At 36.0% G+C, this 17,684-nt stretch carries 19 protein-coding genes; 16 read left to right on the top strand and 3 right to left on the bottom strand.

Annotated features, from left to right (window positions below):
- The first annotated feature begins 80 nt into the window (after positions 1-80).
- The 11 genes from queD to dltD all read left to right on the top strand — a co-directional run bounded on the left by queD (position 81) and on the right by dltD (position 9,968).
- Positions 81-554 (top strand): 6-carboxytetrahydropterin synthase QueD, encoded by a 474-nt coding sequence (gene queD, locus ACH0B5_RS08935; protein ID WP_406927737.1) that lies wholly within the window; start codon positions 81-83, stop codon positions 552-554.
- Complete coding sequence (queE, locus tag ACH0B5_RS08930; RefSeq protein ID WP_406927736.1) at positions 547-1,275, top strand: 7-carboxy-7-deazaguanine synthase QueE; 729 nt, start codon at positions 547-549, stop codon at positions 1,273-1,275. The genes queD and queE overlap by 8 nt, the downstream gene beginning before the upstream one ends.
- A gap of 358 nt (positions 1,276-1,633) precedes the next feature.
- The gene (locus ACH0B5_RS08925; protein WP_174232678.1) at positions 1,634-2,425 is read left to right on the top strand and encodes an endonuclease I family protein; all 792 of its coding nucleotides are present in this window, start codon (positions 1,634-1,636) and stop codon (positions 2,423-2,425) included.
- Between the two features lie 157 nt (positions 2,426-2,582).
- A complete protein-coding gene (locus tag ACH0B5_RS08920) occupies positions 2,583-2,945 on the top strand; it encodes a VOC family protein (protein ID WP_122972079.1) in 363 nt (120 codons plus the stop codon).
- Between the two features lie 279 nt (positions 2,946-3,224).
- On the top strand, positions 3,225-4,967 hold the full coding sequence (locus ACH0B5_RS08915; protein WP_122972080.1) for a sensor histidine kinase: 1,743 nt from the start codon (positions 3,225-3,227) through the stop codon (positions 4,965-4,967).
- Between the two features lie 77 nt (positions 4,968-5,044).
- Positions 5,045-5,716, top strand: a complete 672-nt coding sequence (locus tag ACH0B5_RS08910; protein WP_122972081.1) for a response regulator transcription factor — start codon at positions 5,045-5,047, stop codon at positions 5,714-5,716.
- A gap of 13 nt (positions 5,717-5,729) precedes the next feature.
- Entirely contained in the window at positions 5,730-5,876 is a 147-nt protein-coding gene (locus tag ACH0B5_RS08905; RefSeq protein ID WP_122972082.1) for a teichoic acid D-Ala incorporation-associated protein DltX, read from the top strand.
- A gap of 17 nt (positions 5,877-5,893) precedes the next feature.
- Positions 5,894-7,396, top strand: a complete 1,503-nt coding sequence (gene dltA / locus ACH0B5_RS08900) for a D-alanine--poly(phosphoribitol) ligase subunit DltA (RefSeq protein WP_122972083.1) — start codon at positions 5,894-5,896, stop codon at positions 7,394-7,396.
- Positions 7,393-8,550, top strand: a complete 1,158-nt coding sequence (gene dltB / locus ACH0B5_RS08895; protein WP_122972084.1) for a D-alanyl-lipoteichoic acid biosynthesis protein DltB — start codon at positions 7,393-7,395, stop codon at positions 8,548-8,550. Before dltA ends, dltB begins: the two co-directional genes overlap by 4 nt.
- A gap of 15 nt (positions 8,551-8,565) precedes the next feature.
- A complete protein-coding gene (gene dltC / locus ACH0B5_RS08890) occupies positions 8,566-8,802 on the top strand; it encodes a D-alanine--poly(phosphoribitol) ligase subunit DltC (RefSeq protein ID WP_122972085.1) in 237 nt (78 codons plus the stop codon).
- On the top strand, positions 8,802-9,968 hold the full coding sequence (gene dltD / locus ACH0B5_RS08885) for a D-alanyl-lipoteichoic acid biosynthesis protein DltD (protein WP_122972086.1): 1,167 nt from the start codon (positions 8,802-8,804) through the stop codon (positions 9,966-9,968). Before dltC ends, dltD begins: the two co-directional genes overlap by 1 nt.
- A 121-nt stretch (positions 9,969-10,089) precedes the next feature.
- Here the strand turns inward: dltD and ACH0B5_RS08880 are convergent, their stop codons facing one another.
- Together ACH0B5_RS08880 and ACH0B5_RS08875 are read right to left on the bottom strand one after the other, a co-directional pair.
- Positions 10,090-10,932, bottom strand: coding sequence for an aldo/keto reductase (locus ACH0B5_RS08880; RefSeq protein WP_122972087.1), 843 nt, complete (start codon positions 10,930-10,932; stop codon positions 10,090-10,092).
- An 89-nt stretch (positions 10,933-11,021) separates the two neighbouring features.
- A complete protein-coding gene (locus tag ACH0B5_RS08875; protein WP_122972088.1) occupies positions 11,022-12,215 on the bottom strand; it encodes an MFS transporter in 1,194 nt (397 codons plus the stop codon).
- Positions 12,216-12,405: 190 nt separating this feature from the next.
- Here ACH0B5_RS08875 and ACH0B5_RS08870 point away from each other — a divergent pair, with 190 nt between their 5' ends.
- The 5 genes from ACH0B5_RS08870 to ACH0B5_RS08850 all read left to right on the top strand — a co-directional run bounded on the left by ACH0B5_RS08870 (position 12,406) and on the right by ACH0B5_RS08850 (position 16,822).
- Positions 12,406-12,777, top strand: a complete 372-nt coding sequence (locus ACH0B5_RS08870; protein WP_122972089.1) for a winged helix-turn-helix transcriptional regulator — start codon at positions 12,406-12,408, stop codon at positions 12,775-12,777.
- A gap of 226 nt (positions 12,778-13,003) precedes the next feature.
- Positions 13,004-13,558 carry a sigma-70 family RNA polymerase sigma factor gene (locus tag ACH0B5_RS08865; RefSeq protein WP_122972090.1) on the top strand — a complete coding sequence of 185 codons (555 nt, stop codon included), beginning with the start codon at positions 13,004-13,006 and terminating at the stop codon, positions 13,556-13,558.
- The gene (locus tag ACH0B5_RS08860; RefSeq protein ID WP_122972091.1) at positions 13,555-14,643 is read left to right on the top strand and encodes a DUF4179 domain-containing protein; all 1,089 of its coding nucleotides are present in this window, start codon (positions 13,555-13,557) and stop codon (positions 14,641-14,643) included. The genes ACH0B5_RS08865 and ACH0B5_RS08860 overlap by 4 nt, the downstream gene beginning before the upstream one ends.
- Positions 14,644-15,027: 384 nt before the next feature.
- Complete coding sequence (locus ACH0B5_RS08855) at positions 15,028-16,200, top strand: ParM/StbA family protein (RefSeq protein ID WP_122972092.1); 1,173 nt, start codon at positions 15,028-15,030, stop codon at positions 16,198-16,200.
- Positions 16,201-16,213: 13 nt separating this feature from the next.
- Complete coding sequence (locus tag ACH0B5_RS08850) at positions 16,214-16,822, top strand: hypothetical protein (RefSeq protein ID WP_122972093.1); 609 nt, start codon at positions 16,214-16,216, stop codon at positions 16,820-16,822.
- A 21-nt stretch (positions 16,823-16,843) separates the two neighbouring features.
- On the opposite strand, the gene ACH0B5_RS08845 is transcribed toward ACH0B5_RS08850, so the two are convergent.
- Positions 16,844-17,521: a hypothetical protein gene (locus ACH0B5_RS08845; protein ID WP_122972094.1), complete on the bottom strand. Its 678-nt coding sequence runs from the start codon at positions 17,519-17,521 to the stop codon at positions 16,844-16,846.
- Positions 17,522-17,684: the final 163 nt, after the last annotated feature.

Here is a 17,684-nt window from a genome sequence, read left to right as displayed (position 1 = left end):
GCATACGTTTTAATAGAAAGATTGTTAGCGCCTCTCTTGAAAAATTTCGGGAATATTTTCAGGGAGGGAATTTTGAAAACATGCCTAATTTTAGAATTGTTGATAAGCTACAAAAAATGGATGAAGATATTCAAAGAAGTCAATTAAAATACCATTCGAAACGTGTGCTTGTATGCAAAGAGTTTACTTTCGATGCTGCACATCACTTACATGATTATGAGGGAAAGTGTAAAAATTTACATGGCCATACGTATCGTGCTGTTTTAGGATTAAGTGGGTTTACTGACGAACGTGGTCTCATGATTGATTTTGGGGATATTAAGGACATTTGGAAACAAAAAATTGAAATTTATTTAGATCATCACTATTTAAACGAGACATTGCCACCGATGAATACGACTGCAGAGAATATCGTCGTTTGGATCTACGAAAAGTTGAAGGAAGCCTTGCTCGATGAACAACGATATCATGGTGCACGTGTGGAATTTATCAGGCTGTATGAAACTCCTACAAGCTATGCTGAGGCAAGAAGGGAGTGGATGGAGTTTGAGTAAATTACCTATTATAGAGATTTTTGGTCCCACGATTCAAGGTGAAGGGATGGTAGTTGGCCAGAAGACGATGTTTGTACGCACTGCTGGCTGTGATTATTCTTGTTCTTGGTGCGATTCAGCATTTACATGGGATGGCACTGGCAAGCATCTTATCGTTCAAATGACAGCGCAAGAAGTTTGGGCTGAGTTGAAACGCCTTGGAGGAAATGGGTTTTCATTCGTCACCATTTCAGGAGGAAATCCTGCGCTTCTTCGTAATTTGGATGCACTTATTGCCCTTTTAAAAGAGAATAATATAAAGATTGGCGTGGAGACACAGGGAAGTAAATGGCAAGATTGGTTGTATGATATCGATGAACTAACCATTTCACCAAAGCCTCCTAGTTCTAAAATGATGACAGATTTCTCTATGCTCTCTACTATTTTAGAGAGACTAAGAGGTAGAAATAGCAATCAACATATATCACTTAAAGTCGTTATATTTAACCAAGAGGATTATGATTATGCTAAAGAAGTTCATCGCCGATATCCGACCATTCCTTTTTATCTTCAGGTTGGAAATGATGACATCACCTCGATAGACAATACGCGATTAGTTAGCCATTTATTAGAGAAATATCAAATGCTAATTAATCAAGTAATGATGGATGAAGAATTAAAGAACGTAAAAGTACTACCGCAGCTACATACACTCATCTGGGGAAATAAAAGAGGTGTGTAGCGCTCTTCTTTAAAACCAAATGTAATGGAAATATAACAGCACTCTTTAATGATGAAGAGGTGCTGTTTTTTTGAATTTATAAATGGAACTTTAATTATATGGATGGTTGTTAATATTCATGTAACCAATTAGTAGTCTATTTTTATCGCTATTTTCTACTAGATAGAAACACTCCAAAAGTTACTATGAAATAATATACAGAATTGTTAAACTATTAATAACATCATGAATTGGCTTCAATTTAATCCTATAGGGAGGGAGAAAAATGGAGCGTAAAATGAATTTGATTCCATATCAAGTAGTAGAACAGTTTAACGAAAACGAATTGACGCAGGATTCGAAAATTAGCAACAAAGAAATGTTGGCACAAGAACTGGACATAGCAAAGGCAGTCTATTTAGAGTATAGCAATAACCAGACTTATTATGAGGAAGATAGGGATAAGGAGATTAAACAAACGTACTATAAAAATATCTCATTTGATAGGAAGAATATTCATGAATTACTAGAAAAAACACATCAAAATAAGTTAGGTTACTCCCCCCATCGTTATGTCTATCCATGGGTAGACCTTCAAGAGAATGGGAAACTTAAAAGCGTATATTCGGGGGAAGAGATGGATCCGCTCACTGTTATAGAGGCGGATATACGTATTTTAGAAGCTACAGGTGGGACTATTACTCATTTATCCGATGAGGTGACATTAAATTGTGAACATGTAGTACCTCAATCTTGGTTTGATAAGAGTCAGCCAATGAGAGGGGATTTGCATCATTTATTTGCTTGTGATCCCACATGTAACAGCCGTCGTGGGAACAGCCCTTATTATGATTTTCCAGACTATGTTCCGGAAGGGCATATATTAGGTATTGAGGAAGGCTGCGGGAAGGCAGATGAAGGGAAATTCGAACCTGAATATGGAAAGGGAATTGTTGCAAGGGCTACCTTCTATTTTTTGGCTCGTTACCCTGGAACGATTAACAATCATTTGGTGAATCTGAAGGTTTTACTTGAGTGGCATCAAAAATTTCCAGTGTCTTTATATGAAAAACACCGAAACCTTGCTATTTATGATTTACAAGGAAACCGGAATCCATTTATTGATTTTCCAGAGTTCGCAGAAACATGGATATATGAAAAAAAGAATTAAATATATTTACTATAAAAACAGCACATAATCGTGCTGTTTTTATACTTGTAGAAATGAAAAGCAGTAGCTTAGAGAAGTTCAGTAGATATTTTTTACAAGATGAATAATTGCTTTTTTCTAGTAGAATAAAGAGGGACATTATGAAGGAGGAAAAGTAATGATAACAAATATCGCAACTGTTGCAGTATATGTGGATGACCAAGAAAGAGCAAAGGAATTTTGGACGAAAAAGGTAGGGTTTGAAGTCGTTGCAGAACATCCAATGGGACCTAAAGCATCGTGGCTTGAAGTGGCTCCACCTAACACAAAAAGTCGCCTCGTTCTTTATCCTAAGTCCATGATGAAAGGATATGAAAATAAACAAGCATCAATTGTATTTGATTGCGACAATGTTAAGGATACGTATGAAAAAATAAAGGCAAATGGCGTTGAATTTAAGGAAGAGTTAAATGAAATGCAATGGGGAAGTTATGCACTTTTCGTTGATGAGGACGGGAATGAATTTCTTATTAAGGGATAGTGACGGAAGTATAAGATTTTAAAACTAAATTTATATTAAAGGAGGCCGTTTATTAGACGGTCTTTTTTTTGTTTTCGTGTACACACATCTAGCAAAATGCTTTGGTTGTGTTGAACACAAGGTATTCTTGGTCAGGGGTAATCTTAGCTTAGGTACAAAAAAAGGTTTCACAACTTGAAAAAAATGATTACTATATGAAGGGTTGGATTTGGACACACAAAAAACATACTTATAGCTTAAGTTATTAATAAACTCTCGTATGAAATAAAGGGGTATAACATGAGAAAACGCGGTATCACGGTTAAATTATTCGCTGTAACAGCTTTATTCTTTATGGTGTTTTATGCCATGATTATGATATTTCAGCTATTATTCTTTGACCGTTTTTATCAACATTATAAAACGAAAGAAGTAGCAAAGCACATCCATCAGTTAGCAGAAGGGTATGAGAAAAATTCCTGGAGCGAAGATGAATTGACAAAACAAACACTTTCTTACATGAGAGAGACTAAAAGTCCGTTAACGATTGTGGACGCGGATGGTTATCAATTGGTCCAGGATCCCTTTAACATCATGCTGGAAAAAGAAGATGGCAATGTTGTAGAAGTATCGCTTTCCCTACTCGTCATCAATTACGGAAAACAGATACGTGCATTGAATATTACAAAGGGAGATACATTGATAGTACAAGGAGAGCCAGATGCTATGGTTCCTTCGGTCATTTACCCCTCTGTTATTACGAAGGATACGTCTAGCATAGGTGAAGCTTCGGGCGAGAATGAAGTGACAATCGAAGGAAAAGTAAAAAGCACTTCTCTACCAAAGAATGGGGTGACGAATAGGGGACTAGGACTTCTCTATGATGCACTGCTAGAATGGTTCCCCCTTGACGAAGCTCAAATAAAACAGCTTTCTAATGGAGAAAGTATGCAGCGTGACTGGGTAGAGCCATGGAGTGGAAAACATAATTTAGTTTTAATTGAACCATTTAAGAAAGACGGAGAAATTCAATATATGTTCTCTGTTACATCTCTTCAGGAAATTAAAGATACTAATGAAGCGCTACGAATATTTTATATCTATATCGGAATAGCAGGCATCTTTCTTATTCTGTTACTGTCAATATTCTACTCCCGTCTTGTTAGTAGACCATTGATTAAGCTAAATGAAATGGCAAAAAAAATGGTGCATTTAGACTTCTCATCGGCGAAGCCGATTAAGCAGAAGGATGAGCTAGGAAGCCTTTCAAACAATATGCTTATAATGGCGCAAAATTTGAATGTTGCATTAAATGATTTGAAACAAGCCAATGGAAAGCTAAAAGAGGACATGGAAAAACGTGAGCAGATGGAAAAAGAGCAGCGAGAGTTTTTCGAGTATGCATCACATGAATTGAAAACACCGCTTAGCATTGTCAAAAGCTTCGCTGAAGGGCTTCAGGATGGTGTCAGTCCGGATAAGCAAGACCATTATATAGAAGTAATCATTGAGGAAGCAGACAAGATGGAAGTGCTGATTAAAGATATGCTCGATTTAGCTAAGTTGGAGAACGGTGCAATTAAACTAAGAAAAGTATCTTTTCTACTCAGTGAAATGATTGAGGGTTTGGCAGATAAATTATTCTGTATAGCGAAAGAGAAAAATGTCTCCATTGAAATAATGCCGAAGAATGAGCAGCCTATTTTGGCGGATTATGAGTGGATGGAACGAGTAATGAAAAATTTCCTTATCAATGCGGTTCGGCACAGTGAGCCTAATTCTGTTATTGCGATTCGCATCGAATTGGATCAGGAAAAAGGTGACAGTGTATTTATAATCGAAAACAAAGGCATGCAAATACCAGAAGAGCAGTTGGATAAGATTTGGAAACGTTTCTATCGGACTGAATCATCACGAAGCAGAATGACCGGCGGTACCGGATTGGGATTGGCAATTGTCCAGCAAATTCTTGATTTGCATGGATTCCATTACGGAGCGGAAAATATGCCGGATGGCGTACGGTTCTATTTTCGTTTCAAATAATAGGATTAAATGCCTAAAAGGACACATGAAAGACATATAACCTTGTTAATATATAGAAATTGGAAGGAAGATTCACGATGGGGAAGAAAGTATTGCTTGTCGAGGATGAAGTGAGAATTCGAGAAGTTGTAGCCGATTATTTCAAAAAGGACGGCTGGGAAGTGTATGAGACGGATAATGGGAGCAGTGCAATTGACTGGTTTGACGCCATTTTTCCGGATTTAGTCATTCTCGATATTATGATGCCACAAATGGATGGATTCGCTGTCACTAAGCAGATTCGAATGGGGTCTGGTGTACCAATTATTCTGCTGACAGCAAAATCTAGTGACGATGATAAAATTCATGGGTTTGAACTGGGAGCCGATGATTATGTTACTAAACCATTCAGTCCAAAAGTATTAGTTGCCCGTGCTAATTCTTTAATGAAACGAGCAACGGAACATTACTTGCCGACCGGTCATATCATCAGCTTCGGTGAAGCAATCGTTAATACGAAGTCCCATCAGCTTCAGCTTGATGGTCAACAAGTAGAATTGACGCCAAAGGAATATGAATTGCTGGTATTCCTGCTTCAGCATAAAAATAACGTCCTATCACGTGAAACTATTTTAAATCACGTATGGGGTTTGGACTTCGATGGTGATATTCGAGTTGTAGATACACATATTAAAAAGCTGAGAGCTAAATTAGGCTGTGAATCGCATCATATCCGGACTGTGATTGGAACCGGCTATAAATTTGAATAAAGGAAGAGAGAAGATGAATAAGATCAAACAGATATATACGAACACTGGTGTCCGTTTTGCATTGCATACGTTTTTTTATTTAGCAATTCTTGTTACCTTGTTCTTGATGTACGGCTTCCATACGGCAAATACAGGCAACTATATTTATAACGATTTTTAAATGGAGAAGATAATACAATGAAACTTTTAACTCGTATTGCACAGCATGCGGCCAGAAACCCGGAACGGACAGCATTTCGTACAGAGGACCATGTTCTGAATTATAGACTGCTTTGGGATAGATCCAGCAGACTAGCAAGTTTAATACATACTATGCAGCTCGAGCGGCAGAAACCAGTTGTTGTATATGGTCATATGGGTATTGATATGCCTGTATCGTTCCTCGCCTGTGTACAGGCTGGCCATCCTTATATACCCGTAGATACATCCATTCCAATGGAACGGGTACGTCTAATCGTAGAAAAATCTAGTGCAGGATTGGTTATTAATACAACAGATAATAAACTAGATTTTGATAATGTTACTGTTTTACATATGTCGGGACTTGATTTGGAACAACAAGAGCTTATTAGTAATGAGCACTGGGTCAAGCCTGATGAAGTCTTTTATATCATTTATACATCCGGCAGTACTGGAAATCCAAAGGGTGTTCAAATAACTGCAGCAAATTTGCAATCTTTTACAGATTGGATGACAGGTGACTTTCCATTAGGTCAAGGAAAGGTTTTCTTAAATCAAGCACCTTTTTCATTTGATTTGTCTGTAATGGACTTGTATCCAGCGCTGCAGAGCGGGGGTTCCATTCATGCTTTGGAGAAAGAAGTAATCAATAAACCGAAGCTTTTGTTTGAAAACTTGAGTCGTTCTGCTTTGCAAATATGGACATCGACGCCATCCTTCGTGCAAATGTGTTTTCCAAATCCGGACTTTAATCAAAAGATGCTTCCTGAGCTTGAGATATTCCTTTTCTGTGGAGAAGTATTGCCGCTAGCTGTAGCGAAAGAACTGAAAGAACGCTTCCCAAGAGCGAGGATTTTTAATACTTATGGGCCTACAGAAGCAACTGTTGCTGTGACGTCTGTTGAAATTACGGAAGAATGGCTTGCAAAAGAGAAAGCACTGCCGGTTGGTTATCCAAAACCCGATATGCGGATTGCTGTTGTGGACGAATTAGGAAATCCACTTCCTGAAGGTGAAAAGGGAGAGCTAATCCTTGCGGGGCCAAGTGTGTCAAAAGGTTATTTTGGTGAGCCACTACTTACAGAAAAAGCATTCGGTATTATGGATGGATTGCACGCCTATCGCACTGGAGACGTCGGCTTTATTCAAGACGGGTTGGTGTACTGCCAAGGTAGACTGGATTATCAAATTAAGCTGCATGGCTATCGAATGGAGCTGGAAGAAATTGAGTTCCACCTTAATCAATCAGATTATATTCAAGCTGCCATTATTATCCCTTATGCACCAAACGGGGAAATTGAATATTTAATTGCGGCAGTGGTACCAGCGGATCATGACTTTGAGAAGGAGTATATGTTAACAGCTGCTATTCGAAAAGATCTTGCTATGCGATTGCCAGCATATATGATCCCTCGTAAGTTTATGTATTATGCTGCTCTTCCTATGACGAACAATGGAAAAGCAGATCGTAAGAAAATGAAGGAAGAGGTATTTGTATGACTCCGTATAGCTCTTTCCTCTTCTTTATCATTTTAGGTATCTTACTGCTGCCGACGATGATTCTCGGCACAATGGGCAAGCGCTTCCGGTATTACAATGTGTTTGTCTCCATTGTTGTATTGGCTATTATATTTTCAGAAGGGGGCTCAGGCTTTTTCTCGTTACTAGCCTTCACCATCCTTCAGCTAATACTAATTAAAGGCTATATTTCTTATCGACAGACAAAAAATAGCAGCCTCGTATTTTATATAGTAAGTTTACTGTCGATCCTGCCTTTGGTTTTATCCAAAGTGTTGCCGATTTTGGCAGTGGATAACTGGGCGAGCTTTTTAGGTATATCCTACCTGACATTCCGAGCTGTTCAAATCATTATTGAAACAAGAGATGGATTAATAAAAGAGCAGCTCTCGATTTTCCAGCTTGTTCATTTTATGTTGTTTTACCCAACAATTTCATCAGGTCCGATTGATCGCTTCCGTCGATTCCAGAAGGATGAAGAAAAACAATGGACACCTGAGGAATACAAAGAACTGCTTTATAAAGGAATCAACAAGATTTTCCTAGGTTTTTTGTATAAATTTATAATCGGCTATAGTATCAATTCATACTTCATTATGAATCTAGAGCATATAGCAGATGGTAAATTTAGCTATCATTTATTGTATATGTACAGCTATAGCTTGTACCTATTCTTCGATTTTGCCGGCTATACGGCGTTTGCTGTCGGAGTTAGTTATATCATGGGAATTCGGTCACCGGAGAACTTTAATAAGCCATTTTTAAGTCGCAACATTAAGGATTTCTGGAACCGATGGCATATGTCACTATCGTTCTGGTTCCGTGATTATGTGTTCATGCGCTTCGTCTTTCTAATGAAGAAGAAAAAATGGATAAAGAATAAAATGCTCGTTTCGAATCTAGGTTATATCCTGCTGTTCTTGCTCATGGGTGTATGGCATGGATTAGCCATTCAGTACATTATTTATGGAGCATATCATGCTTTAATGATGACTGGATTTAATTTCTTTGAAACCTGGAATAAAAAACATAAACGTTGGCCAACAGGAAGAGCCATGACAATAGTATCTATTGTGATTACTTTTCATGTCGTTTGTTTCGGTTTTTATCTGTTTTCTGGCAGACCATTTCAATAAAAGGAGAATCTACATATGAATTTTAAAGAGAAAGTACTACAAGTGATTGCAGAAGTTTGTGAAGATGATGTTGTGAAAGAAGATCATGATTTGGATATATTCGAAGCAGGACTGATTGATTCATTTGCGACAGTAGAATTACTTGTTCAATTCCAAGAGCAACTTAATATCAATGTACCAATTACGGAGTTCGATCGAGATACATGGAATACGCCAAATGCTATCGTTGATCGTTTAAATGAGTTGAAATAATGAAGAAGAGGTACTTGTTTGGACCAATCATTCTTGCATTGGTCCTGTTTGCCGGGGTCGTATTTGTACCCGTATCATGGCTGGTTAACATCATTCCAGCAGATCGTTTGGAGGAATCGGCTATTAGTTTGGAGCCAAATATGTTCCAAGGGACATATTTACAAAGTGAAATGCTTAAAAATTCAAAGTATGTTCCAATTTATGGTTCTTCTGAAATGTCGCGTTGGGATCCGTTCCATCCATCGAATTATTTTGAAACGAATGAAGCTGCATTTACACCTTATTTAATAGGGAAAGGCGGAATGACCTCAATTATCCATGATTTAAACTTTGCAACGCATGCGGATCAATTGGAGAACAAGCAGATGGTCATCATCGTATCGCCGCAATGGTTTGTAAAGCATGGTACAGATGAACAGCATTTTGCACCAAACTATTCTTCCCTGCAAGCGTACCAGCTTCCTTTCAATAAGGATGTGGATGAGCAGGTAAAAAGAAAGTTAATGGAACGCCTAATGACGTATAATGCAATTAAGAACGACCCGATACTTTATAAACTTTATGATGCTTACTTAAATGATAAAAAAGCAATGTTTAATACTTTATCAGTTCCTGCAAAGGCTTATATATCCATGCTTGAGAAAAAGGATTTGTATTTCACTCTTCTGAAAGATAAACCGACTAATCGCCATCAGTCAGATCAAGTAAAGGACAAAACATGGGAAGAACTGAGGGCACTAGCCGATGCTTATGGCGAGAAACGGACACAACATTCCGAATTTTATATTGATGACAAAGTGTATAATCATAAGAAGCACTACATTAAGAGCATGGAAGGAAAGAATAAAGATCATTCCTATGCAGAATCACTTGAGTACGATGATTTCCAGTTAATGCTTGATATTCTTAAAGAAGCTGGTGCTAAACCGCTCTTTGTGATTATCCCTGTAAATGGAGCGTATTATGATTACACAGGCTTCCCTCAAAAAGGACGGCAAGACTACTACAATCGTATAAAACAGCAGATTAGTGAGAGCGGATTTACTTACGCTGATTATTCCGACCATGAATACGATCCTTATTTTATGCGTGATACGATTCATATAGGTTGGAAAGGCTGGGTTTATTTAGATGAGGATATGCAGAAATTCCTCGAAGAAAACTAGGGTGAATTCGTTAGATTGTTTGTCTATACAATGAATATTGTTTCAATAGCATAATTTTTTCTAATTAAAAAATGCGCTCGGTATTTTAAACCGGGCGCATTTTTTTTAATGAAAAATTGAATTAAAAATCGAAATTATCAGGGTCTGGACCTACTCGTAAATTTTGATTTAAGCTATTAATAAGCTCCATATCCTCATTTGTAAGTTCAAAGTCGAAAATGTTAGCATTTTCCACAATTCGGTGCTCTTTTGTGGATTTTGGAATTGTCACAACTCCATTTTGTAAGTCCCATCTTAAGATGACTTGTGGCACAGTTTTATTATATTTATTCGCTATATCTTTTAAAACTGGTTGATCTAATAATTGACCTTGCATTAATGGAGACCAAGCTTCTAATTGAATGCCATTGTCTTGGCAGAACGTTTTAACTTCCAGTTGTGTTAAACGTGGGTGATATTCCACTTGGTTAATCATTGGTTTAATTTCTGCATCTTTTAGTAAATCTTCAAGGTGATGCACTTGGAAGTTACTAACGCCGATTGCTCTTACTTTTCCTTCTTTATAAAGAGTTTCCAACGCTCTCCAAGCATCTTTGTATTTACCTTCTACTGGCCAATGAATTAAGTATAAATCTAAATAATCAAGACCCAGCTTGTTTAAACTTGTTTCATAAGCTGCAAGGGTAGATTCGTATCCTAAATCAGAGTTCCATACTTTAGAAGTAATAAATAAGTCTTCTCTAGAGATACCTGCTTCTTCTATTCCTTCACGGATTGCTTGTCCTACTCCCGCTTCATTTTGATAAATTGCAGCAGTATCAATGCTGCGATAACCGTGTTTTATAGCGTATTTAACGGCATTTACTAATTCAGGTCCTTCTTCTACTTTAAAAACGCCAAGTCCAAACCAAGGCATTTTAACCCCGTTATGCAATGTTGTTGTGTCTTGTAAATTTTTTACCATGATATATACCTCCATTTTTTTATTTTCAATGAAACATGTAATAAAATTGAATTACATATCACCTCCTTATTTTACTTTAAAGTGCTACCTTAATTACAGCCAGGAGTCTTTTTTTCAAGTGAACGGCTATATCCTGTTAACATTACAGCTGCTAAAACCATAAGAGCTCCTATCCAAGTCGTATGAATGATTCCTATAGAGTTCGTCACAAGGCCTCCTAAGAAGGAACCAAGTGCGATTCCGGCATTAAATGCAGCAATATTAATAGCTGATGCTACATCTACTGCTGAAGGAACATATCGTTCTGCCAGCATGACGACATATACTTGTAATCCGGGTACATTCATAAAAGCCATTAGTCCCATAAGGAAAATTGTAATTAATCCAACTACTTTATAAGGGATTGTAAAATACAAAATGAATAGAATAATGGACTGGATTATAAACATGTAAAATAATGCTTTAATAGGATTTTGGTTCGACAGTTTTCCTCCAACCATATTCCCAATCGCAATGGCTATACCATAAATAAGTAAAATAACGGCAACGGTATCTTCTTTTAACCCAGTGACATTTTGTAATAATGGAGCTAAATAAGTAAAGACTACAAAAGTTCCTCCATAACCTAAAGCAGTAATAATAAAGATGAGTAATAAACGACCATTTGTAATTAATTTCAATTGGTCTTTCATTTTAGTAAGCTTCCCTTTTCGTAAATCAGATGGCACGAGAATACTATTCGCGATAAGGGCAATGACTCCAATTGCTACAATAACGAGAAAGGCGATTCTCCAACCCATTTGTTGGCCGATAAATGTCCCAAAAGGAACTCCTGTAACAGTTGCTACTGTCAGTCCGGTAAACATAATGGAAATGGCACTAGCTCTTTTATTTTCTGGTACTAAATCAGCTGCTATTGTTGAGCCGATAGACATGAAAACTCCATGGGAAAAGGCAGAAATCACTCGAGCTGTTAGTAATACCCCGATGTTAGTCGCAACTGCTGCGATACTATTCCCTAAAATAAATATAATCATAATCCAAATTAATAAAGTTTTACGGGGCACTCTAGAAGTAACCGAAGTTAAAATAGGTGCTCCAAATGTTACTCCTAATGCGTATAAAGAAACAGTTAAACCCGCTGTAGTAACAGATATATTTAAATCCTCAGCAATTAAAGGCAATAACCCGACACTAATAAACTCTGTAGTGCCTATGGCGAATGCACTTACTGCAAGGGCTAATAAGGCGAAAGTACTTCGCTTATTATCTATAGACGACATATTTTTTCCTCCCAATTATTTTAATAAAACGGTTGCCCGATTCACTTAGCGCTGAAGTGAATATGTTCTTTTCAACCCGCAGATGCTATTATGGGATAAAAAGATTTAAAAGAGAAGTACGTACTTTAAAGTGATATAGGAACAAAAAAGTACTATAGGTACTTTAAAGTACCTATAAGGAGGATTTCGTATGCAACAAAAGAAGTACAATATATCTGTAGAAGCTACTTTAGAAGTGATTGGTGGGAAGTGGAAATGCGTTATTTTATGTCATTTAACCCACGGAAAGAAACGTACAAATGAATTAAAACGTCTCATGCCGAACATAACACAAAAGATGTTAACACAACAATTGCGGGAATTAGAAGAAGATGGTGTTATTAATCGAATCGTATATAATCAAGTACCACCAAAAGTAGAATATGAATTAAGTGAGTATGGGTGGAGTTTAAAGGGAATTTTGGATGCCCTTTGTTCTTGGGGAGAAAATCATATAACAAAAATATATGGTGATAAATTTGCTGTTCTAGAAGAGAATGTTTTAAATGAACATTTAAAGTAGTGCGCGGCAATTTAATATAATTTAGCAGGCTAAATCGATAAGGATTTAGCCTATTTTTTTACTTTTATTCCCTTTTTTAATATAAACTTGAACTTAATAACTTTTTATACATAGTTAATGGATTTTCATGCTGTTCTTTTAAACTTTTAAATAATTGTTGAGAATAAATTTGGCTTTGAACGATGTTTTAAATGTAGGGCCTTATAGTTTAAGAAGGGGTGTTTGTATGAAAGTGACAAGTGAAAACTTTATAAAACATCTAAAGAAAAAGCGCGAAGAAGCACTAGATTATGTAATAGACAATTATATAGGAATCGTAAAAGCGGTTATCTATAACACTTTAAAATCCTATAACGATCCTCAAATAATCGAAGAATGTACAAGCGATACGTTTTTAGGGGCCTTTGAGAATGCGAAACAATTTAAGGGGAATGAGGAGGATTTTAGAAAATGGATTTGTACTATCGCTAAATATAAAGCGATTGATAAACAAAGAAAGTTATATAAAGTGCCGCGATTATACGAGATAGATGAAACAATCGATTCCGTAAAATCAGCAGAAGAAGAATTTTTAATGAAAACATCTTCTGAGGAATTACTAAAAATGATTAGTAAGTTAGATCAGTTAGACCAAGATATTTTAACGATGAAATATTTTCTAAATATGAAGAACGAAGAAATAGCCCAACATCATGGTTTGTCAAAAGCTGCTATAGATAATCGTTTATATCGTGGGAAAAAACGATTACAACAGATTTATTTAAGGGGGATTTTGACATGAAAAAGCTTTATAAGCAATTGAATCGTTTAAATTTCGAAATAGATGTTGAGCCGATGGAAGTGAGTGAATTGGAAAAAGAGAGAATTAAACGGAGTGTTTTGAAAGTAAAAAGAAAAAAGCATTTAACAAGAAATTTTGTCGCTGCAGCTACCTTTTTAATTGCTTCAAGTATTACAATTGGCTTTTCATTTCCTACTTTTGCATCAAACATTCCAATCGTCGGGAACGTTTTTGAGCTGTTTTATGATGACGAGGAATATATATTCGAAAAGTATGATGAATTTTCTTCAAAATTAGGCATTACTCAAGAAAGTAATGGAGTAGAAGTTACATTAACAGATGCAGTTTATGATGGAGAAAATATTACGGTAGCATACACGCTAAAGAGTAATCAAAATTTAGGGGAAAGGCCTGTTTTATTTGGGGATTTTATCGCTGAAGAGTTTAAAAATGCGCATAAATATGGCGGGTTCTCAGAAAATTATATAGTTGAAAAAGTAAATGATCATGAGTATGCGGTTTTATTTATTTACGAATTGATTCGTGGACCAAGACCAGAGGAAGTGCATATAACTCTTCAATCAGATGAAATTGTTGATTTAAGTAATACAAGTCAATCAGTGAAAGGTAACTGGTCTTTCCATTTTAAGTTAAATACTCTTGAAAGGGAGACTTTCAATCTTGCAAAAGAGCATTTAAAAACAGAAGCTGAAGGTATAGAGGTTTCAGTGACAAAGCTGACGGAAACATCGGTTTCAACCACACTTTATTTTGCTGAAAAAGTTGATGAAGAATTGTTTACTAAAGAGAGGGAAGAATGGCGTAGTGTATCTATCGACTATGTGATATCCGATGATTTGGGACGTAATTATAACTTTGTGCATTATAGAGGTGGTGGTCATAATACTGACTTTGATTCTTTATGGAGCAAATCGCGTATTACAACGAATGTCTTTGATGAACAAGCTACTTCCATAACAATTACGCCAATAGTCCATGTGAATAAAAAAGCGGGCAATGGCGGCAAATTAGAACGTATAGGAGAACCATTTAAGATGGAACCTATTACGGTACCTTTAAAATAGTATTTACAAAATTAATAGCCAAACTCAACAATTAGTCGATACTAATTGTTGAGTTTTTATTTTTGATCTTAAGGATAGTTGTTTTTATTTTGAAAAAAATACCAATATTCGTTTCGTCTACAAAAATGTTTTCAAGTTTACAAATAGTAAACTATTTGTATGCAATTATGTATACATGTAAACAAACTCGTATACATGTGATAACAGCGGGATGTAAACAAATTTGTTACTAAAGATTACCGAAATGTGTACAAATCACAACAGTTTACAAGATGTTTACAGTTATATATCTTTTAGGTGATGCCAATTGCAGAATTTAGAAATCTCCTATAACCTTTAAGTTAGAAGTAAGGTTTTACTAAACTAATGAAAAGGAATGATTAAATGATGAACACTCGAATTGCAGCTGTTGATGTTGGTAATGATTCCATTAAAGCTATTTTTGGAGAGCTAGAGTATGAGTTGAATATTCCTAATATTATGGCAATTGACACGGAAGATCGTCCGGTAATTGGAATTGAAGAATTAGATAATAAAAATCCTTTGGAAGGAATTCATATTAAAGTGCATTCCCCTGCATTGAAAGAAAATAATGCGATCTATCGTGTTGGTCATTTGGCAACGAAAAGTGGCAATGCTACAGAATTAGATCCAGGAAGTGCAAAATCTGAAGAGGATCAAACATTAGTCATGCTTTTTGCAACGTTAGCATTAGATGCAGTTAATGAAAAAAATACTAGCCATTTTCCTCGTACAAAAAATGTAATTGATGCAAACTATACCCTAGGAACTGGTCTACCTTTACGTGAAGTGAAGGAAGGAAAGGATGCAGGATATCGCTCTAAACTAGTTGGTTCTGTCCACCAAGTAGAGTTTCTTGTCACACCAAAATATCAAGGATTCAAGGTAAATATTAAATTCAATGAAGTAAAGATATACCCAGAAGGATTTGCCGCTTACATTAATCTAGTAATGGACAATCAACTAAAAATTATTAATAAAGATTTAATCGATAAAAGAATTATTATCCAAGATATTGGCGGATTATCAACGGATATTGCTGTTATTAAAAACCGAAACGTGGATGATGATAAAGCACAAGGGTTTAATCTCGGTGTATCCGAATCTTTAGAGGCAATTAGAGAAGAAATTCGCTCAAAACATGGTATTGAATTAGATAGCCGTCGCGATGTAGTGGAAATTATTACGAGAAAAAATGATCGGAACCATATTATGGTGAAGGGAAGCCGGACAAGTGTCCATGATATTACAGACCGAATTTTACTCGAACTAGCTAAAAAGCAATATCGTTTATTAAGAAATGTATGGCAAAAAAATTCTCAAACAGAAATCTGCTATTTTGTTGGTGGAGGAGCTAATGTATTAAAAGAATATATTAAAACCTTAAATAACAATTTAGATGGATATAATATTGAATTTTTTGAAGATGAAAAAGAGAGCATTTGGATGATGGCCAATGCTTATTATAAACTAATTACTGATTTTGTTCGAAAGATGGAAAAGCCTAAATCACCTCAAGAGCCTGTGAAAAATTAATTAGGGTGATCATATGAAAAGCTCAAATTCTAATGAGATAAAAAGGGGACAAGCCATTTCCTTTCGTATCCCTTCTGATACACCTGACCATCTGCTGAAACATTTACAAAAGCTAAAGGAAGTTGAAAGACGAAATTTTTCAAGTAAAATTGCCGAATTTGTCCTGCGAGGGGTTGGTCAATCCTTTTCGAAGGAACGGGAAACGATTACGATTCCTCTTCCCCATAGCTTAAGCAAATCCCAACGAGATTGGCTAAAACATGAGCATTCAGAGGCGCTATTAGGAACGATACTTTATCAACTTTTAATGGATCCTGTTCGTGCCACTGCTTTGTTATCATCTTTAAATAGTAACTCCTTAGATATAGATGAAGCTTTGTATTTACAAGAAGGGACATATGAAGAGTCGCCCATTACGGAAACGTCATATGGTGATGACGATATACACTCTATTAAAGGAACATCCACTGACGGGCACGTAGAAATGATGGATGATTTGGACTCCTTTGATTGGGACAAAGCAACACAACATCAATCGATAGCGGTGGAAGAAGAGCGGACGAACATGGAAAATGATCTCGACAGTTTATTAGGAGATTTTCTTAATAAAATGAATAAGTAATAAATTTTTAAATCCCACCTTTTAAGAAAGGTGGGGTTTTTCATGTATTAGTGCTATTTTTTGTTGGTAAGCCTTTGTTGCAATCAGGGCAACTATTAAAAGAAATTCAGATATATTATGCGGAGCATCGATTTGCAAAAGGAAATTTAAAATAGGGACAATTCCCATAGAAAGAATGCCTACAAAGTACCATGGCCATCTTTGTTTCCACCAAATGAAAATAGAAGTGATTAATAATGTTGTGGATACGCCAATGATCATAACAGGAATGCCTTCTTCATTCTTTGTATAACTTAAAACCCCATTCTTCCAAGTAGGCTCTAAAGAGAGGTTAGGTACTAGTGAGAGTAGTTCGTAGATAATGAAAAAAAGTGTAAGAAATAGAGTGGGAAACTGTACTATTTTTTTCGATGCCCATTTAATATTGGCATTAACTAATGTATGCCATGCAAAAAGTACAAGTAGAGGCGTAACAAAAGCATGCAACCAATAACGTAGTTCATTTAAAGCTTTCAGTAAATCGCCTTCCCCTATAAATTTTCCTAAAACTAGAATTCCGTTATCATAGAGCAAAGCTACGATAACGAGTAATAGAACATTACTTACGTCTATCCAGCCATTCTGTTTAGCTAAAAAGATACCTATTATAAATAAAAAGATGAAAGCAATAGAAAGCAAAAAGTAAATAAAGGTATCCATAATAATTTGCCCTTCTTTCTCTTTTACAACAGAGAATTTTAAATCCTACTTAGTATAAATGTATACCTTGATTTTATTCAAAAATCATCACTAATGTCGCATAAATTTTAACTGAATTTTCAGTCTTCTACCTTTTTCGTTTTAGAAGAAAAACAAAGACACT

This window comes from Ureibacillus sp. 179-F W5.1 NHS (assembly GCF_045369345.1).
In the GTDB taxonomy this organism is placed as follows: domain Bacteria; phylum Bacillota; class Bacilli; order Bacillales_A; family Planococcaceae; genus Ureibacillus; species Ureibacillus halotolerans.
This window is presented reverse-complemented; position numbering and strand designations above follow the sequence as displayed.